Source organism: Mesobacillus sp. MER 48 (genome assembly GCF_023714225.1).
GTDB classification, from domain to species: domain Bacteria; phylum Bacillota; class Bacilli; order Bacillales; family Cytobacillaceae; genus Mesobacillus; species Mesobacillus oceanisediminis_A.
The window spans coordinates 1,063,886-1,083,135 of record NZ_JAMAUR010000001.1; the positions used below are offsets into that span (position 1 = coordinate 1,063,886).

Here is a 19,250-nt window from a genome sequence, read left to right on the forward strand (position 1 = left end):
TTCTTTTGATTGTGCCTCTTTTTTACAGCATCAGCTAATCTGATGTCCTGCAGCAAGAAGCTTGATTACTGTTCTTTCAGCCAGCGCGCTGCATCCTTCGCATGGTAAGTGATGATCAGGTCAGAGCCGGCACGCTTCATTCCTGTCAGCATTTCCATGACGATGCTCTTCTCATCAATCCAGCCGTTTTGTGCTGCTGCTTTGACCATGGAATATTCCCCGCTGACATTATAGATGACAACTGGAAGGTTGAAGTTGTTTTTCACGTCACGGACGATATCAAGGTATGGCATGCCCGGCTTCACGATCAGGAAGTCAGCGCCTTCCACTACATCGGATTCAGCTTCGCGCATTGCTTCGATGCGATTTGCTGGATCCATCTGGTAGGATTTGCGGTCACCAAACTGCGGTGTGCTTTCTGCTGCTTCGCGGAATGGACCATAGAATGCAGAAGAATATTTTACTGCATAGGACATGATGGGCACATCCTGGAATCCTGCCTCATCAAGAGCAAAGCGAATCGCGGCAACGAATCCGTCCATCATGTTTGATGGTGCGATGATATCTGCTCCGGCCTTCGCCTGGCTGACAGCTGTCTTTCCAAGCAGCTCCAAAGATGGATCGTTCAAAACCTTGCCATCCTCGATGACGCCGCAGTGGCCATGGCTTGTGTATTCACAAAGGCATGTATCCGCAATGACAATCATCTCAGGAAAATCTTTTTTGATGACCCGGATTGCTTCCTGCAAAATACCGTGGTCATGATACGCCTGACAGCCTACTTCATCTTTTTCGTCAGGAACGCCGAAAAGCAGCACTGACTTAATGCCCAAAGAATCCACTTCAGTCATTTCTTCTTTTAAATTATCAAGAGATAATTGATAGACTCCCGGCATTGAAGATACTTCGTTTTTCACATTCTCTCCTTCAACGACGAAAAGCGGGTAGATCAGGTCTTCAGTTCGAAGATAGTTTTCACGTACTAGTGCGCGCATATTCGCTGACTGGCGAAGACGGCGATGGCGGCTGAATTCAAGGTGTTTCATCATTTACCCTCCAATTTGTATATACTCGGCAACGCTTTTCAGCATCTCTTCTACAGTGTATTTCTCAGGCATAGCATGGACCGTCAATCCCCATTGCTCTGCTTTCCTTTTAGACACAGGGCCGATGCAGGCAATGAGGCAACGTTCCAGCTTGCCTCTTAAATTATGTTCTTCTACGATTCCCATAAAATGATTAATGGTAGAAGGGCTTGTAAATGTAAGTATATCAAGTCTTTCATCACTTAGCATCTGAACGAGCTTGTCCCGGCTTTCTCCTGGAAGATAGGTTTCATAGATAATGAGTTCTTCGACAATGGCTCCCTTTTCTTTCAAGGACTTAGAGATATAGTCCCTGGCAAGGTTCCCTTTTGGGATGAGGATTTTGTCGCCAGCTTTCACATAAGGCAAAAACTCTTCCACGAATCCTTCTGCGACATACTCTTCAGGCGTAAACTCCACCTGTTCTCCCCTTTCTTCAAGGGAAGCTTTCGTTTGGTCACCAATTACCGCTATTTTAGGAAGGGACGGCCTATTTTTTTCAAAAAAGGAAAAAAAGGTTTCAACCGTTACATTGCTGGTGAAGATGATCCAATCATAATTATGTAATCCTGCAAGTGCATGAACCAATTTTTCCGAAGCTGCAACCGGCTGAAAGGCAATAAGAGGGATTTCCACAGGAATCCCTCCATTTCTAGCAACCAATTCGGAGAAAGGCTTAGAATGTGCCTTTCCCCTTGGATTCATTACTGTTCTATTTTGCAGCGAAAAAGGTGCTATCATTCACTATCAAGCTCCTGTTTTACCTTGTCGATCAGCTCTTTCGCACCCTGGCTGATCAATTTTTCTGCAGCAAGTTCTCCAAGCTCCTCTGGATTCGTTCCAGTTACCTGCTCTTTGAAGATTGTCTTTCCATCAGGAGATCCAACTAGGGCTGTCAGGACGATTTCTTCCTTGTCATTGATGTGCGCATATCCTGCAATCGGAACCTGGCAGCCGCCCTCCATCTTGTGAAGGAATGACCTTTCTGCTCTCACTGTCGCATTTGTTTCTGCGGAAGTGAATTTTTCAAGAAGCTCAAGAAGTTCTGTATCATCGCCGCGGCACTCAATCGAAAGCGCTCCCTGGCCGACTGCCGGCACACAGATTTCCGGATCGATGAATTCAGTGACGACATCACTTGCCCATCCCATCCGTTTTAATCCAGCCGCTGCGAGGATGATGCCATCATAGTCATCTGTTTCCAGCTTTGAAATTCTTGTGTCGATATTTCCGCGAATCCATTTCATTTCAAGATCAGGACGCTGAGCTAAAAGCTGGGCACTCCTGCGAAGGCTGCTTGTTCCGATAACCGAACCTGGTTTTAATTCTTTGAAAGGAACATGGCCGTTTGAAATCAAGACATCACGGTGATCCTCCCTCTCGGGGATAGATCCGATGACAAGTCCTTCTGGCAATACTGCAGGCATGTCTTTCATGCTATGTACAGCCATATCAATCTCTTTATCAAGCATGGCCTGCTCGATCTCTTTTACGAAAAGCCCTTTTCCTCCGACTTTAGAAAGAGTGACATCAAGGATTTTATCTCCTTTAGTCACGATTTCCTTCACTTCAAATTCAAAAGGAGCACCCAAATTTTTCAACTGCTGTATTACCCAGTTTGTTTGTGTCAATGCCAGCTTACTCCGTCTGGAGCCAACGATAATTTTTCTCATGACAGCCTCCTATTTATTGATACCAAAAATGGAAAGATGATAATTTCCCAGAAAGAAAGAAGTTAATCAGTACGATCAGGAAAGACGCAATATTTAATAGTGCCAGCGCTTTCCCATACATCTCCTTGCCAACCCTCAAATACAGGTAGATGCTATAAACTGCAAGGACGATGAAGGAGCCTAATAGCTTGGCATCATACCAGGCAAGATCAGGAACCTTGATCCATGCCCATTGCAGCCCAAGGATCAGGCTAAGGAGCAGCATCGGCACCCCAATGACGTTCAATATGTAAGACCAGTAGTCAAGCCGTGATAAATCAGATATCCTCCATAACAGCTTACCCCACTTTTTCCTCTTTAAAAGGTCATATTGGATGAGATATAACAGCGAAAAGACGAATGAGATCGAAAAAGCCCCATAAGACAGGATCGCCATCGTGATATGGATGAGCAGAAGCTCTGATACCAACTGTTCAGACATGACATTGGAGTCGTATTGCACCGGTGCGAAGGTATGGATCGCCATGATGATGAACCCCAGGATATTCGTAAAAAAAACAATGAAATCCACTTTCAGCAGTTTATTGATTGCCAGCGACAGTGTGACCAGCACCCATGCATAAAAGTAGAGCCCCTCAAAAAGGGTCAGTACCGGGAATCGGCCTGTGTCGACCATGTAAAACACCAGGAAAACCGTCTGGAATACCCATACAAATGCAAGTAACCAGAAGGCAACTTTATTCGCCCTCCGGTTACGGTTAAGAAAATCGATGAAATATAAGAGCACACTGGCCGCATAAATCACAATGGTTATTTCATGGAGACGCGTTATATAAAGATCACCCATGGGCAACACCTCTCTTATGGCTGAAAAGAAGCCTGAGGCGAAGGAACTTTTACCTGCTTAGTCTCAGCTGTTTTCATTCCTTCTTGTTCTGCGACGAGCTGTTCAATATTAAAAATCTTGACGAAAAGGTCCAGAGCATCTTCCGCATCCGGCCCTGCCGCTAGCTCCTTAGCCTGCAGGATCGGGTCTTTCAGAAGCTGGTTGATGATACTCTTCGTATGCTTGTTAAGCACCTTTTTATCCCGTTCAGATAAGTGCGGCAATTTCCGTTCAATGCTATTCATTGTCTCTTCCTGGATTGAGAGGGCTTTAACTCTTAATGCGGAAATGACCGGTACAACACCAAGAGTGTTCAGCCATTGCTTGAATTGGACAATCTCCCCTTCAATCATGATCAGGATCTTCTCGGCTGCTTTCTGGCGTTCCTGAAGGTTCGCTTCGACAATTCCTTCAAGGTCATCTATATCATATAGGAAGACATTTTCCAATGTCGCGATTTCCGGATCCAGGTCACGCGGAACAGCAATATCCACCATGAATAACGGCTTCCCTTTCCGCTTTTGCTCCACCATCGCCACCATTTCCTTTGTGACAACAAAATCCTTGGCTCCTGTGGAACTGATCAGGATATCTGCATCCGCCAGCGCAGTCTGGAGTTCATCCAAGCTTTTGGCAACCCCAGAAAAACGGTTTGCCAGGTCTTCCGCCTTCTGGTAAGTACGGTTGATGACCGTCACTTTCCTCGCTCCATTTGCATGAAGGTTTTGGATGGCAAGTTCACCCATTTTGCCGGCACCGAGAATCAGCACATGCTTCTCGTCAAGAGTTCCGAAAATCTTTTTGGCTAATTCAACAGCCGCATAGCTGACCGACACAGCGTTCGCACCAATATCCGTTTCGGAATGGCCGCGCTTTGCGAGCGTGACAGCCTGTTTGAACAACTGGTTGAAAACAGTTCCAGTCGTGTTTCCTTCGAGTCCAAGCATGAAGCTTGAACGTACCTGTCCAAGGATCTGGGTCTCACCTAGTACCATTGAGTTCAGGCCGCATGATACCTTGAATAAGTGTTCAATTGCTCCATCTTGTTCGTAGATGAACAGGAATGGCGTGAATTCTGCCTGAGGGATCCCGAACCATTCAGATAAAAACTCTTTGATATAATATCTGCCAGTGTGAAGCTGATCCACGACGGCGTATATTTCTGTACGGTTGCATGTTGATACGATAACATTTTCAAGGATGCTTTTCTTTTGCTGGAGTGCGCTCATTGCTTCTCCAAGATTCGCTTCATTGAATGTCAACCTTTCGCGGATTTCGACAGGGGCAGTTTTATAGTTAAGACCGACAACGATAATATGCATTATGAATTGACACCCCCACAGAGAAATTGCATAATTGGCTAAGGCAATTATACATGAGTTTTTCCACTTTTAACGTTGTAAATGTGAACAACTCTTGAAATTACATTTATATAATGGCATTGATTAAATTGAACTATTTTTTCCTGTATGTTTGTTATACTTTTATACTATCTACTAAGCAAATAAACATACTCCCTAATGTACCTTATCAAAGTTTGTCCTTTAATTCAAGTGAGCCTTATTGGAAGTGGTGGAAGAATGAAAAATCAGAAAATCATACCCGGAATAATCCTCATAGGTTTTGGGGTCTATTTCTATCTCCAGCAGGAAAATATTTCACTGTTCAACGAGTTTTATACGTGGCCGACACTGTTGATCATCGTCGGAGCCGCCTTTTTAGTCCAGGGATATTGGGGCAGGGATTATGAATCGATTTTCCCAGGCGTGATCCTGGTTGGCTTTGGTGTTCATTTTCACGTGGTCAATAAGTTCGAGCTGTGGCCCGATCATCTTGGAGCCTTTATCTTGATCATCGCCCTTGGGTTCTTGCTGCGTTATCAGAAAACCGGCAATGGGTTGTTCCATGGAGTCCTCTTTCTCATTTTAGCAGGTTTGCTGCTGTTTTATGACAGAGTCACTGCATGGCTCGGTTTATTGGAAAATGGGGTTGCGACGGCATGGAAATTCTGGCCTGCGGCATTAATAGTGATTGGACTGTACTTGTTATTCATTAAGAAAAAATAAGAAAACCCGCACTGTGGTCCATCACGGTGCGGGTTTTTCTTTTTGTTCAGATTCACTTTATCTCATGAAGCTTCCCATGACTGACCATGCTTTGTCTTTCCCTTCACCTGTTTCAGACGAGAAAAGAATGATTGAATCCTCCGGGTCTAAATCAAGTGTTTCTTTCGTGATCTTCAAGTGCTTTTGCCACTTGGACTTTGGGATTTTATCGGCTTTGGTCGCAATGATAATGACAGGGATTTGATAATGCTTTAGGAAATCATACATCATGACATCGTCCTTTGAAGGCGGATGCCTGAGGTCTACGATTAGCAGCACAGCCTTAAGCTGCTCACGCGATGTGATGTAGGTTTCGATCATCTTCCCCCATGCTTCACGTTCAGATTTAGATACTTTCGCGTACCCATACCCTGGAACATCAACAAAATGCAGCATTTCATTGATCAAATAAAAATTCAAGGTCTGGGTCTTGCCCGGCTTCGAGGAAGTCCTGGCAAGAGCCTTTCTGTTCAGCATTTTATTGATAAAAGAAGATTTACCAACATTAGAGCGTCCTGCAAGAGCGAACTCCGGAAGATTACCTTCCGGATACTGGTTCGGCCTTACAGCACTGATTACGATTTCTGCACTGTTTACCTTCATTGATAATCACCGCTGGCAAGAGCGTGCTTCAATACTTCATCTACATGTGAAACTAACACAAATTCAAGCTCCTTACGTACACTTTCAGGAATATCATCAATATCTTTTTCATTATCTTTTGGACAAATAACTTTTGTAAGACCCGCCCTGTGTGCGCTCAAAGATTTTTCCTTGAGGCCGCCAATCGGCAGAACCCGTCCTCTTAATGTTATTTCTCCTGTCATTCCTACTTCCCTGCGGATCGGCTTTCCTGATAAAGCCGAAACGAGTGCAGTAGCAATCGTAATCCCCGCAGAAGGTCCATCTTTAGGGACTGCTCCTTCAGGGACGTGGATGTGAATATCATTTTTCTCATGGAAATCCGGATCGATGTCCAAATCCTTCGCTTTAGAACGGACATAGCTGAATGCTGCCTGCGCAGATTCCTTCATGACATCCCCAAGCTTTCCTGTCAGCACTAGTTTTCCTTTGCCCGGAGATAAAGAAACTTCGATCTGCAGCGTATCTCCGCCGACCGTTGTATAGGCAAGGCCGGTTGCCACTCCAACCTGGTCTTCCAATTCTGCCTGTCCATACCTGAACTTGGATTTCCCCAGGAATTCCTCTACATTCTTCTCGCTAACAATTACGCGCTTTTTCGTGCCGGAAACTACAATTTTAGCCGTTTTCCTGCAGATTGAGGCAAGCTGTCTTTCAAGAGAGCGGACACCTGATTCACGGGTATAATAACGAATCACTTTTGTGATCGCTTCATCTTTCATTTGAAGCTGGGATTTTGACAGTCCATGGTCTTTGATCTGTCTAGGCAGCAAATGGTCTTTGGCAATATGCAGCTTTTCCAGCTCGGTATAGCCAGCGATATTGATGATCTCCATCCTGTCGAGCAAGGGCCCTGGAACAGTGGAGAGGTTATTGGCAGTAGCAATGAACATGACCTTTGAAAGATCATACGTCTCTTCAATATAGTGGTCGCTGAAGTTATGGTTTTGCTCCGGATCCAGCACCTCTAGCATCGCTGAAGATGGATCGCCGCGGAAATCGCTGGACATTTTATCGATTTCATCCAGAAGGAAAACAGGGTTGATGGTTCCTGCTTTTTTCATGCCCTGGATTATCCGTCCCGGCATCGCACCTACATAGGTCCTTCTATGGCCGCGGATTTCAGACTCATCACGCACTCCGCCCAGCGAGATGCGGACAAAATTCCTGTTCAGGGACTTGGCAATCGACTTCGCCAAACTCGTTTTCCCTACCCCTGGAGGTCCAGCCAGGCAAAGAATCGGTCCTTTCAAGGAATTAGTCAATTTCTGGACAGCCAAATATTCAAGAACTCTTTCTTTTACTTTTTCAAGTCCGTAATGGTCCTGATCAAGGATTTTCTCAGCCTTGCTGATATCGAGGTCATCCTCTGTGGATTTAGACCACGGCAAAGCAACCAGCCATTCAATGTAATTCCGGATCACTGCGCTTTCAGCAGAGGTTGTTGGAACCTTTTCATAACGGTCAAGCTCCTTCAACGCTGTTTCCTTCACATGATCAGGCATTCCGGCAAGCTCGATTTTTTCGGTAAGTTCGGATATTTCACCCGTTTTCCCTTCCTTATCACCAAGCTCCTTCTGGATGGCTTTCATTTGCTCACGAAGGTAATATTCCTTCTGGGTCCGCTCCATTGAACGTTTTACGCGCTGGCCGATTTTTTTCTCAAGGCCAAGCACTTCTTTTTCATTGTGGATGATTTCGATGACTCGGTTCATCCGGTCCTTTATGTCGATCGTCTCAAGGATTTCCTGCTTTTCCTTCAACTTCAGCGGAAGATGCGAAGCAATGATATCCGCCATCCTTCCAGGCTCCTCTATATCTGAAACGGATGCATACGTTTCCGCAGAAATCTTCTTGGACATTTTTATGTATTGTTCGAAATACTCAAGCATCGTTCTCATCAATGCTTCATCTTCGACATCCTTGCTGTCATCGTCTTCAAACGTTCTGACTTTACAGGAGAAGTGATCATTTTCGTCGAATAGCTCAATAATTTCAGCTCTGGATAAACCCTCAACCAGTACGCGGATTGTTCCGTTAGGCAGCTTCAGCATTTGTTTGACGCGGGTTAGCGTGCCCATCTGGTAAAGGTCCTCCTCGCCCGGCTCATCTATGGATATATCTTTTTGGGTAGTTAGATAGATCAAATGGTCATCCACCATCGCCTTCTCCAGTGCCTGTACCGATTTTTCCCGCCCTACATCCAAATGCAGGACCATCGTCGGATACACAAGCAGACCGCGCAACGGCAGGAGTGGGACTGTGTACTCGTTCTTGTTCGCCATGACATTGCACCTCCAACATGCATTGTATCAAACCATAATACTTTGTTGTTCAATTCTATCGTATTTGTTTTCAAGTGTCTAATATCTAGAGCGGATTGCCCTGTTTTAGTTCTAATGATTAGTATCCTGATATTCCTGTTAAAATATGTCCGAATCATGATTGACTTTATGGTTCAAATTGAAGTTTCTTTCACTATAAATACTGGTACAAAACCTTTTCCTTTTTCAGGCAAAAATAAACACATTTAGCTGCTAGACTTAAATGATGAGACAAAAGCTCCATAAAAAAAGAACGCAGACACGCGTTCTTTTTCATGATCCAATTAGCTAGTCTCTTTTTGGGCTAGATCACTCGCAGCCTTGATGATCTGCTCTCGCGGATGATCTTTTAAAAGAGCGATTTCAAAAACCTCATCCAGATGGGTAACAGGAATGATTTCAATTCCCGTGATCTCATTCAGGATGGTCTGGACATTTTCCTTTGGAATGATGACCTTCGTGGCGCCTGCTTTTTTCGCTGCCTTCACTTTTGGATAGACACCGCCAATCGGCTTCACATTTCCATGGATGCTGATTTCTCCAGTCATTGCAACGGTATTGTCCATTGGGATTTTATAGATGGCTGAATAAATTCCAGTCGCCATGGCAATTCCGGCAGATGGCCCATCAATCGGTGTACCGCCAGGGAAGTTCACATGGATGTCAAACTCATCTGCCGGTACGCCCATCGACCTCAGGACAGTTATGACATTTTCAATCGAACCCCGCGCCATACTTTTTCTGCGGATTGATTTTCCCTGTCCGCCGATGCTTTCTTCATCTACGATGCCGGTGATATTTATGGACCCTTTTTCCTTCGCCTTGATGACCGTTACCTCGATTTCAAGAAGAGCGCCGGTGTTTGGTCCATATACAGCCAGGCCATTTACCAGACCAACCGCTGACTTTTCATTAATTTTTCTTTCCATCCTCGGTGTCAGCTGGCTTGAATGGACGACCCATTCAATTTCCTCTTCCTTGATGTATGTCCGGTCATCTGATATGGCAAGCCCTGCGGCGATTTGCACCATATTGACTGCTTCACGGCCATTCCGTGCATAGTTTGACAAAATCTCAATCGCTTTTTCACTCATCGACAGCTGTACTTTTTCAGCTGCATTCCTCGCTACTTCAGAAATTTCCTCTTGAGTTAGCTCACGGAAAAATACTTCCATGCATCTTGACCTAATTGCCGGAGGGATTTCGCTTGGAGTTCTCGTCGTCGCGCCTACAAGGCGGAAGTCTGCCGGGAGCCCATTTTTGAAGATGTCGTGGATATGACTCGGGATTTGCGTGTTTTCTTCATTATAATACGCACTCTCTAAAAATACCTTCCTGTCTTCCAGTACTTTTAAAAGCTTGTTCATCTGGATTGGATGCAGTTCACCGATCTCATCGATGAATAAAACTCCACCGTGTGCATTGGTGACCGCCCCTTGCTTAGGCTGAGGGATACCGGCCTGTCCCATTGCTCCAGCTCCTTGATAGATCGGGTCATGCACCGAACCGATTAAAGGATCTGCAATCCCTCTTTCATCGAACCTGGCAGTAGTAGCATCCAGTTCAACGAATACCGATGATTTTTTGAAGGGGGATTTTTGGTTTTGCTTAGCCTCTTCCAATACCAGTCTCGCTGCCGCTGTTTTCCCTACTCCAGGAGGTCCGTAAATGATGACATGCTGCGGATTAGGACCACACAAGGCTGCTTTCAAAGCCTTGATTCCATCTTCCTGTCCGACAATATCATTGAAGCTTGAAGGCCTGACCTTTTCAGCAAGCGGCTCACTCAGTGACACCGACCTCATCTTTCTTAACTGTTCCATTTCCTTTCGGGATTCCCGATCAATTGATACCTTTTGCGTCCTCTGATTCCTTAATAGATTCCAGAAATACAGCCCAATGATGATACCGAAAAACAGCTGTATAAATAAGGCGATTCCGGTCCAACTCAATATACATTCCCTCCCGTAAGTTGATACTATTCGCTTTCACCTAGTATCCCCCTGAGCGTGTTGGAATAAACAATATTTTCAAGTGAATTTTTCTGCCTGAAGTGACCGGGTTTTATAGCGGATTGTAGACATTTTGCCGGGAGGGTTTGAGGTAGTTCGGACAGCTTTTCCTCTTCCACCACCCAAGCTGTCCGAAGGTGGCCCGAGTTCGGACAGCTTTTCCTCTTTCACCGCTAAACCTGTCCGAAGTTGGCTCTGATTCTGACAGCTTTTCCTCTTTCACCGCTAAACCTGTCCGAAGTTCCCTCTGATTCTGACAGCTTTTCCTCTTTCACCGCTAAACCTGTCCGAAGTTGGCTCTAGTTCGGACAGCTTTTCCTCTTCTACCACTAAACCTGTCCGAAGTTGCCTCTGATTCTGACAGCTTTTCCTCTTTCACCGCTAAACCTGTCCGAAGTTGGCTCTGATTCTGACAGCTTTTCCTCTTCCACCATCCAAGCTGTCCGAAGGTGGCTCTAGTTCGGACAGCTTTTACTCTTCTACCACCAAACCTGTCCAAAGTTCACCTCCGATCGTTCCAGCAATCGGAATTTTTCACACTAAAAAATCCCGGTGAGCACTCACCGGGATTTAGGAAGCATTAAGCTGAATTTCTTTCGTCTTTCAGGACTGTACCGTCTTCTAGGACTAGCTTTGGCGGCATGTTGTTCTCGACTGTTTCCTTCGTGATGATGCACTTAACAATATCGTCACGTGATGGAAGGTCGAACATGACATCAAGCATGATGCCTTCAATAATGGAACGCAGTCCGCGTGCTCCTGTCTTGCGCTCGATTGCCTTTTTCGCAATCTCGATTAAAGCATCATCTTCAAAATCAAGCTCGACATCGTCCAGCTCAAGCATTTTCTGATATTGCTTCACAAGTGCGTTCTTCGGCTTTGTCAGGATTTCAACCAGTGCTTCTTCGTCAAGCGGAGTTAGGCTCGCAATCACTGGAAGACGGCCGATGAATTCAGGGATCAAACCGAACTTCAGCAAGTCTTCAGGAAGCACTTTTGACAGCAATTCCTTCTTGTCTAGGTCTTCTTCTTTTTTATCAGAACCGCCGAAGCCGATTACTTTCTGGCCAAGGCGGCGTTTGATAATTTGTTCGATACCATCAAATGCCCCGCCGCAAATGAACAGGATATTCGTTGTATCAATCTGGATGAATTCCTGATGAGGATGCTTTCGTCCACCTTGTGGCGGAACGCTTGCAACTGTTCCCTCAAGAATTTTAAGGAGCGCCTGCTGCACGCCTTCACCGGACACATCTCTTGTAATAGATGGGTTTTCGGATTTTCTTGCGATTTTATCGATTTCATCGATATAAATGATTCCTTTTTCAGCTTTTTCCACATCATAGTCAGCTGATTGGATCAGTTTCAACAGGATATTTTCAACGTCTTCACCGACATATCCTGCTTCAGTCAATGATGTTGCATCCGCGATTGCGAAAGGAACATTAAGAATACGAGCCAATGTTTGGGCAAGTAAGGTTTTTCCGCTACCTGTCGGCCCAATCATCGCAATATTACTCTTTGACAGTTCAACATCATCAATCTTGCTGTTTGAGTTGATACGCTTATAGTGGTTGTAAACGGCTACAGAAAGGTTTTTCTTCGCCTGGTCCTGGCCAATTACATACTCATTAAGGATATCACGGATTTCCTGTGGCTTCGGAACATCCTTGAACTCAACTTCTTCTTCAGTACCAAGTTCTTCTTCAACGATTTCTGTGCATAATTCAATACACTCGTCACAGATATAGACACCTGGACCGGCTACCAGCTTGCGGACCTGATCCTGAGTCTTGCCGCAGAAAGAACATTTGAGCTGTCCTTTTTCATCATTAAATTTGAACAATGCCTTCACCCCTTGAGAACTTCTAAAACATATATAAAGCTGCGATTCATAAGCAAACGAACAGTTAAGTGACGGTTTTTCTGCTGCATTGTAGCAGGTATGTATTGCATTGTATCATATTTTGCCAGGGTACAGGAAATAATAACCCTCGGCTATTTCAGGTTCGCGCTTATGAATCGAAAAAAAAATATGTACTAACTCATCTTAACCATAAATCCGGCCATTAAATCGGCTTACAGGAAATTGCTAAAAAATTATGTATGTATATTGGTGATAATGGTAGAAAACAAGGCACGATTTACTCGCGCCTTGTTTCTATCTTTTATACTAAGTATAAAATTCACTTTGAGAAATGTCTAGCTTCAGCGCCTAGCCCCTCGAGTCACTTGTCTAGTGTCGCCTCCTAGAAACTCCGAAACTTCAACTCCGCCGGCAGAAGCAAAAAGCGCTTCTTTGTCGAAGTCTCCAGTTTCTGCGTTTCTGGACAGTCGGCTATACTTTTCGATTTCGGTCCACCCAATGAAGTCAAAGAACGACTTCACCGGTCGGCCCTCCAGTGCTTGTCGGGGCTGACCAAGGCGCTTACGCTTTTCTAATATTATGCAACAGTTTTGCTGTTTTCTACAAGGAAATCAACTGCTTTTTTCAGTTGAAGATCGCCTTTGATTCCTTCAAGGCTTCCGCCTAGTGCTGCCTGGATTTGGTCAGCAGTCATATTGTACATTTCAGACATCTTTTCAAGCTCTGCATTTACTTCTTCATCAGTTACTTCGATGTTTTCAGCTTTTGCGATTGCTTCAAGAGTCAGGTTCACACGAACGCGTGTAGCAGCTTCTTCTTTCATTTGTTCGCGAAGAGCAGCTTCATCTTGTCCTGAGAACTGGTAGTACAGGTCAAGGTTCATGCCTTGCATTTGCAGGCGCTGTTCGAATTCGTTCACCATGCGGTCGATTTCAGTGTCGATCATCGCTTCAGGAACTTCGATTTCAGCATTAGCTGCTGCCTTTTCAACAACAGTGTCGCGCTCGAAATGTTCTTTCTGGTGCGCTTTGTCGTGTGCAAGACGATCTTTGATTTTTGTTTTAAGCTCATCTAAAGTTTCAACTTCTTCGTCAGCATCTTTAGCGAACTCGTCATCTAGAGCTGGAAGTTCTTTTCCTTTGATTTCGTGAACTTTCACTTTGAAAGTTGCAGGCTTACCAGCAAGTTCAGCTGCATGGTACTCTTCTGGGAAAGTAACCTCTACATCTTTTTCTTCGCCAGTAGCTGTTCCAACTAGTTGTTCTTCGAAACCTGGAATGAATGAACCTGAACCAAGTTCAAGTGCATAGTTTTCAGCTTTGCCGCCTTCGAAAGCTTCGCCATCAACGAATCCTTCGAAATCGATGACAACATTGTCGCCATTTTCAGCTGTGCCTTCTTCTTTAACAACAAGCTCAGCCTGCTTTTCTTGCATTGCTTTCAATTCGTTCTCTACTTCTTCATCTGTAACGTTTGTGTCGAATGCTTCTACTTCAAGTCCTTTGTATTCGCCAAGCTTCACTTCCGGCTTAACTGTTACAGTTGCCTTGAAGATCAGGCTCTTGCCCTTCTCGATTTGTTCTACATCGATTTCAGGACGGTCAACTGGCTCGATTCCAGTTTCGTCGATTGCACTTGCATATGCTTCTGGAAGAAGGATATCAATTGCATCCTGATATAAAGATTCTACGCCGAAACGCTTTTCGAACATTTGGCGTGGCATTTTTCCTTTACGGAATCCTGGTACGTTAATTTGCTTAACGACTTTCTTGAATGCAGCGTCAAGACCCTGGTTGACCTTTTCTGCATCTACTTCAATTGTTAGAACCGTTTGGTTCCCTTCTCTTTTTTCTACCTTTGCAGACATACAGTTCCCTCCAACAATAATCTATTGTCATTTTCATTCGACGATGAATACTCTTGTTAACCAAGCAATATTCCAGATTAAATGTAAAATAGAATGATTTTTACATAATACAACCACTACATTATAACACAGGTTTATTTCGTTTCAACAGCCTGGACTATATTATCGGGTAAGAAATTTCTTCTAACTCTCTGATAAACTCAAGAACCTTTGCTGCTTCAACATGGTGACTGCCGTAAAGATCAGCAAACTCCTCAAGCGGATCATCAAATCCATAGTACTCGTTGGCAGTGAAATGAACTGCAGCAGCCCAGGCAGCAGGCTTGCCGACAGGAGTTTTATACGGATAAACCAGAAAAAAATACCGCTCAACGAGGCTTTGCACCTGTTCATACAATACAGGATCATCATTTTCAATCTCATCGGCTAATAACTGAAGCACTCCGCTGTCCTCAATGTACTCCTTCACATCAGGCAAATGAGTGGGGGTAAAAGATTCATTCCAGCCGAATTTACTTACACCAATTTCCTCTGAATACTCTTGTTCTCTCAATATATTGACCAGCATGGTTTTTATAAAGGGATGGCCCTCTTCTGAACCTGCAAATTTTTTCAAAACCTTGATGAACGGACGAATGTTCACATTGGTGAGACTTCCTAAAGCCAAAACCTGCTTATTTATGTCTTCCGATTCAAACAGATGTAGTTCCTGTTCTTCTGGTTGTTCATCATCCATTTCAGCAGTCTCATATTTTTCTGTCCCATCTTTCATCTTTCGACCAAACTCAAGCATTTTCATAAAATGCTCATGCTTATCAACAGGGATTTCCCGATCTTCGAGCAATGCTTCAATCGCAGTAACTACTTCACTGTACTCATTCAACTGGACGAGGATCATCAAATACATTTCGATCACCTGGATATAATCACCTCGGCCGCTCTTTAGCATATCCGCCGCGATTTCCTTGGCCAGCTTTAGGTTGCCCGTTTCATAATGGACGAGTATGAGTCCTACATATATATCGCTGTTCTCAGGTTCGTGCTCCAGGGCTTGCTCCAGACATTGAATGGCTTCCCTGTACTTTTGCTGTTTTAAATAATCCAGGCCTTTTTCCAAAAGCCTCTTTCCCAGACCGGGAAACAGGATCAGATTATCCTTATTTGAATCCCGTTTTTTCATACACATACCGCCTTACTTTTAAAAAAATATCTATTTGGTAATCGATTTAGCTCTTCAGCTTTTTAGAAAGTGTAGCACGATTTCTGGAAAAAACAAAAAGATTCACAAGCAGAGCCTGTGAATCTTTTAATTTCTATAAAGTTTAGTTGCCAAAACTAGCACCCTATCTTCGCAACCCCATCCTCATATTCCTTAATACTTCCTTCGAGCTGGAGAGTCAATTCGATTTCGTCCCATCCGTTCAGGAGCATATTATACCAGTATGGGTGAATTTCGAACTCTGCCCTGAAACCCTCATTGTCATAAACACATTTCTGCTCAAGCGAAACGGTCATCTCATACTCCTGCCCAGCTGCTTTTCCAAGCAGGCAGGATACTTCCTTTTCAGACAATACTACAGGGAGAATTCCATTTTTAAGGCAATTCTGCTTAAATATGTCTGCGAACGATGGAGCAATGATTACCCGGAACCCATAATCCTGCAATGCCCATGGCGCGTGTTCCCTGGAGGATCCACAGCCAAAATTTTCGTTGGCGATTAAAATCGATGCTCCCTGGCTGGCAGGATGGTTGAGTTCGAACCTTTCATCTGGTTCACCATCTGGCTTGAAGCGCCAGTCGTAAAATAAATATTGACCAAACCCGGTCTTCTCGATTCTTTTCAGGAATTGCTTCGGTATGATCTGGTCTGTATCCACGTTGGTCCGGTCCATTGCAGCAGCTTTTCCTGTCATTTCTTTAAAACTGGACATTTCAGGCTCCTTTCATCGTAAAGTTTTTCCTTACGAATTAACTGTTAGGAGGCGGCCGGAACTTGCCTAGAGTTCAGGACAATTTTTTCAGCTATTCTTCCTCCTGGAAAAATTATTCTCTTACTCATTAGTGGTATTTGCACGAAAAGATAGCGAGAATAGTGTCTTTCGTGCCGTTAATTGCAATACTCATGGTCATTAATTGCGCCATCAGTCACTATTTGGTATAAACACTAAACCGTTACTCCAGCCATCGACCTGACATCAACAAAGTGTCCGTTAAGCGCAGCTGCAGCTGCCATAGCCGGGCTCACTAGATGCGTCCGTGCTCCAGCACCCTGTCTTCCCTCAAAGTTCCGGTTTGAAGTGGAGGCGCAATGCTCCCCGGCTGGTACGATATCAGCATTCATGCTGAGGCACATGCTGCAGCCTGATTCCCTCCACTCAAATCCTGCTTCGATAAAAATAGCGGCTATGCCTTCTTCTTCTGCTGCCTTTTTCACCTGCTGGGAACCTGGTACGACAATCGCATTTACTCCTGCAGCGACCTTCTTCCCTTTGACAATCTCGGCGGCAGCTCGGAGGTCCTCGATCCTTGAATTCGTACAGGAACCGATGAATACTTTCGTCACGTGGATATCTTTGATAAGCTGACCTTCCTCAAGTCCCATATATTCAAAGGCTCTTTGAACGGATTTCTTTTCTGCATCCGTTTCACATTCTGCTAAATATGGCACTCTTTCCGTAACCGGGGCCGTCATCGCTGGGTTCGTTCCCCAGCTGACCATCGGTACGATTTCTCTTCCATCAACTTCAATCACATCGTCATGCTCCGCATCTTCATCAGAGGCAAGCTTCTGCCATTCAAGGATATGATCAAGAAACGCATCTCCCTGTGGTGCATACTTCCTTCCATTAAGGTAGGCGAAAGTCTTTTCATCAGGAGCAACGATTGATGCTTTTGCCCCGCCCTCGATTGACATATTGCAAAGCGTCATCCTTTCTTCCATCGACATATTCCTGATCACATCGCCGCAAAATTCAATAACATATCCTGTACCGAATTTGACGCCATATTGACCGATAATAAACAGAATGACATCTTTGGCGCTGACTCCAGGCCCGAGTGAGCCGGAAACTTCGATTTTCAATGTTTTCGGTTTTGTCTGCCAGAGCGTTTGCGTAGCAAGAACATGTTCAACCTCACTTGTTCCTATCCCGAAGGCAAGTGAACCGAAGGCTCCGTGTGTCGATGTGTGGCTGTCTCCGCAGACGATGGTCATCCCTGGCTTCGTCAAACCGAGCTCAGGCCCGATGACATGGACGATTCCCTGTTCCGGACTGTCAAGGTCAGCGAGCGGAATTCCGAACTCCTCGCAATTATTCCTTAATGTGTCCATCTGGTTCCTGGCAACCTGGTCATTGATCTCCCGGCGATTAAGGGTGGGAACATTGTGGTCCATCGTCGCAAATGTCAGGTCAGGCCTCCTTACTGTCCGATTTTTCATCCTCAGCCCTGAAAAAGCCTGCGGGGAGGTCACTTCATGGACAAGATGCAAGTCAATGTATAATAGGTCCGGCCTGCCCTCTTCCATATGGACGACGTGCTTCTCCCAGATTTTTTCAATGATCGTTTTTCCCAAAATAACCTCCCCTTTCATTTGTATATAAGATAGATTTATACTCAGTTAAGATCTTAGAATCATTAACACCGGTTTAAGCATAAGCACCCATGATATTGAAAATTGCTTCATTATCGAGAAGGGCAGCTTTGATTTCTTCGGCCATTTGTTCAGTTGTGACCGGGAAGCTTCCCATTACAGCGATATCACGTGTCCTGCTTCCTGATTCAAGAACCTGCTTCACGGCGTTCTCGACTGCTTCTGCTTCCTCATCCAGCCCAAAAGACATTCTCAGCATCATCGCAGCTGAAAGGATCATCGCGATTGGGTTGGCAGCATTCATTCCGGCGATATCTGGTGCTGAACCATGGATCGGCTCATATAAATATGGTCCCTGGACTGAAACGCTGGCTGACGGCAGCATGCCAAGCGATCCGGTCAGCACCGAGGCTTCATCACTTAAAATATCTCCAAACATGTTTTCTGTTACAATTACATCGAACTGCCGAGGATTTTTGATCAGCTGCATTGCTGCGTTATCCACGAGCATATGGTCAAGCTGCACATCCGGGAACTCTCTCGCGATTTCTTCAGCTGTTTCCCTCCACATTCGGCTTGATTCCAGGACATTGGCCTTATCCACTGAAGTGACCTTGCTTTTGCGCGTTGCGGCCAGCTCGAACGCGTAGCGAATGACTCTCTCCATCTCTTTTTTCTGGTAAAACAAAGTATCTACTACAGAAGCTTCACCTTTTTGGACTGTCCGCTCACTCGGTTTCCCGAAGTAAAGCCCGCCTGTCAGTTCCCTGACTACGACCATATCAGCACCCTCGACGACTTCCTCGCGAAGCGGAGATACACCGGAAATACTGGAGTAATATTGGACTGGCCGGACATTCCCGTACAATCCAAGCTCTTTCCTGATTTTCAACAACCCTTTTTCAGGACGCAGATACCCGGGCATCCCATCCCATTTCGGTCCGCCTACTGCCCCTAAAAGAACAGCATCGCTGGTTTTACAAAGATCCAGGGTGTGCTCCGGAAGCGGGGTTCCATACTCATCGATGGCTGCGCCGCCAATTTCTCCATACACACAATGGAATTTGTGCCCGAAAAGCTCGGCTACTGCCTGGAGGATCGTGACCGCCCCCTTGCTTACTTCTTTACCTACGCCATCTCCTGGCAGGATTGCGATCCTTTTTTCCATTACACTCGCCTCCACTTTTTTAGTAGTT

The 19,250-nt window shown here is 45.0% G+C and carries 16 protein-coding genes; 1 reads left to right on the forward strand and 15 read right to left on the reverse strand.

Going from position 1 to position 19,250, the window contains the following annotated elements; all coding sequences use genetic code 11:
- Window positions 1-65: 65 nt before the first annotated feature.
- From hemB to hemA, 5 genes are read right to left on the reverse strand one after another with little or no spacing between them, the layout of a single operon-like run.
- Window positions 66-1,046, reverse strand: coding sequence for a porphobilinogen synthase (hemB, locus tag M3593_RS05465; RefSeq protein WP_144477807.1), 981 nt, complete (start codon window positions 1,044-1,046; stop codon window positions 66-68).
- A 3-nt stretch (window positions 1,047-1,049) separates the two neighbouring features.
- Window positions 1,050-1,826 (reverse strand): uroporphyrinogen-III synthase, encoded by a 777-nt coding sequence (locus M3593_RS05470; protein WP_251541017.1) that lies wholly within the window; start codon window positions 1,824-1,826, stop codon window positions 1,050-1,052.
- Window positions 1,823-2,758: a hydroxymethylbilane synthase gene (gene hemC, locus M3593_RS05475; RefSeq protein WP_144477671.1), complete on the reverse strand. Its 936-nt coding sequence runs from the start codon at window positions 2,756-2,758 to the stop codon at window positions 1,823-1,825. The genes M3593_RS05470 and hemC overlap by 4 nt, the downstream gene beginning before the upstream one ends.
- Before the next feature lie 13 nt (window positions 2,759-2,771).
- Window positions 2,772-3,605, reverse strand: a complete 834-nt coding sequence (locus M3593_RS05480) for a cytochrome C assembly family protein (RefSeq protein WP_144477669.1) — start codon at window positions 3,603-3,605, stop codon at window positions 2,772-2,774.
- 14 nt (window positions 3,606-3,619) lie between these two features.
- Window positions 3,620-4,966 (reverse strand): glutamyl-tRNA reductase, encoded by a 1,347-nt coding sequence (gene hemA, locus M3593_RS05485; protein ID WP_144477667.1) that lies wholly within the window; start codon window positions 4,964-4,966, stop codon window positions 3,620-3,622.
- A gap of 258 nt (window positions 4,967-5,224) precedes the next feature.
- On the opposite strand from hemA, the gene M3593_RS05490 reads away from it, so the two are divergent.
- Window positions 5,225-5,710, forward strand: a complete 486-nt coding sequence (locus tag M3593_RS05490; RefSeq protein ID WP_251541019.1) for a LiaI-LiaF-like domain-containing protein — start codon at window positions 5,225-5,227, stop codon at window positions 5,708-5,710.
- Window positions 5,711-5,767: 57 nt separating this feature from the next.
- On the opposite strand, the gene yihA is transcribed toward M3593_RS05490, so the two are convergent.
- The 10 genes from yihA to leuB form a co-directional block, all read right to left on the reverse strand.
- Window positions 5,768-6,352, reverse strand: coding sequence for a ribosome biogenesis GTP-binding protein YihA/YsxC (gene yihA / locus M3593_RS05495; protein WP_144477663.1), 585 nt, complete (start codon window positions 6,350-6,352; stop codon window positions 5,768-5,770).
- Window positions 6,349-8,676, reverse strand: a complete 2,328-nt coding sequence (gene lon, locus M3593_RS05500; RefSeq protein WP_251541021.1) for an endopeptidase La — start codon at window positions 8,674-8,676, stop codon at window positions 6,349-6,351. Before lon ends, yihA begins: the two co-directional genes overlap by 4 nt.
- A 323-nt stretch (window positions 8,677-8,999) precedes the next feature.
- Complete coding sequence (lonB, locus tag M3593_RS05505; RefSeq protein ID WP_251541023.1) at window positions 9,000-10,667, reverse strand: ATP-dependent protease LonB; 1,668 nt, start codon at window positions 10,665-10,667, stop codon at window positions 9,000-9,002.
- Between the two features lie 640 nt (window positions 10,668-11,307).
- Window positions 11,308-12,573: an ATP-dependent protease ATP-binding subunit ClpX gene (gene clpX, locus M3593_RS05510; protein ID WP_144477655.1), complete on the reverse strand. Its 1,266-nt coding sequence runs from the start codon at window positions 12,571-12,573 to the stop codon at window positions 11,308-11,310.
- 362 nt (window positions 12,574-12,935) lie between these two features.
- On the reverse strand, window positions 12,936-13,115 hold the full coding sequence (locus M3593_RS05515) for a hypothetical protein (protein WP_251665101.1): 180 nt from the start codon (window positions 13,113-13,115) through the stop codon (window positions 12,936-12,938).
- Between the two features lie 56 nt (window positions 13,116-13,171).
- Window positions 13,172-14,461, reverse strand: a complete 1,290-nt coding sequence (tig, locus tag M3593_RS05520) for a trigger factor (protein WP_144477651.1) — start codon at window positions 14,459-14,461, stop codon at window positions 13,172-13,174.
- Window positions 14,462-14,618: 157 nt separating this feature from the next.
- Window positions 14,619-15,641, reverse strand: coding sequence for a tetratricopeptide repeat protein (locus M3593_RS05525; protein ID WP_251541025.1), 1,023 nt, complete (start codon window positions 15,639-15,641; stop codon window positions 14,619-14,621).
- Window positions 15,642-15,796: 155 nt separating this feature from the next.
- Window positions 15,797-16,393, reverse strand: coding sequence for a 3-isopropylmalate dehydratase small subunit (leuD, locus tag M3593_RS05530; protein WP_251541027.1), 597 nt, complete (start codon window positions 16,391-16,393; stop codon window positions 15,797-15,799).
- Between the two features lie 233 nt (window positions 16,394-16,626).
- A complete protein-coding gene (gene leuC, locus M3593_RS05535; RefSeq protein ID WP_251541029.1) occupies window positions 16,627-18,036 on the reverse strand; it encodes a 3-isopropylmalate dehydratase large subunit in 1,410 nt (469 codons plus the stop codon).
- Window positions 18,037-18,109: 73 nt separating this feature from the next.
- Window positions 18,110-19,222 (reverse strand): 3-isopropylmalate dehydrogenase, encoded by a 1,113-nt coding sequence (gene leuB / locus M3593_RS05540; RefSeq protein ID WP_251541031.1) that lies wholly within the window; start codon window positions 19,220-19,222, stop codon window positions 18,110-18,112.
- Between the last annotated feature and the right edge of the window lie 28 nt (window positions 19,223-19,250).